The 259-nt window shown below is 52.9% G+C and carries 1 protein-coding gene; it reads left to right on the top strand.

Annotation, left to right across the window (positions count from 1 at the left end; genetic code table 11):
* Positions 1-226, top strand: a 226-nt coding sequence (locus tag SB751_RS32400) for a tyrosine-type recombinase/integrase (RefSeq protein ID WP_410749308.1), incomplete at its 5' end; no start/stop codon positions are given.
* Positions 227-259: the final 33 nt, after the last annotated feature.

Raw genomic sequence — 259 nt, 5'->3', positions numbered from 1 at the left:
CGGCATCCTTAACGAAGCTGTTGAGCGCGCCGGCCTCTCGGAGAAGCTCGGCACAATCGGCTGCCACTCGTTGCGTAAGACTTTCGGCTACCACGCGTACAAGAACGGCACAGATCTTACGCTACTTCAATCAATTTTCAACCACTCGAAGCAGTCGGTCACGTTGAGATATATCGGAATCAATCAGGACCGGATCGACGAAGTATACGCGAATGTTAATCTATAAGACGACGGGCGCCCCAACGTTTGAGCCGCATCC

The sequence above is a fragment of the Cupriavidus sp. SIMBA_020 genome (genome assembly GCF_046535395.1).
GTDB lineage: Bacteria > Pseudomonadota > Gammaproteobacteria > Burkholderiales > Burkholderiaceae > Cupriavidus > Cupriavidus campinensis.
Note: the sequence above shows the minus strand (reverse complement) of the source record. Positions and strands in the feature narration are given on the sequence as shown.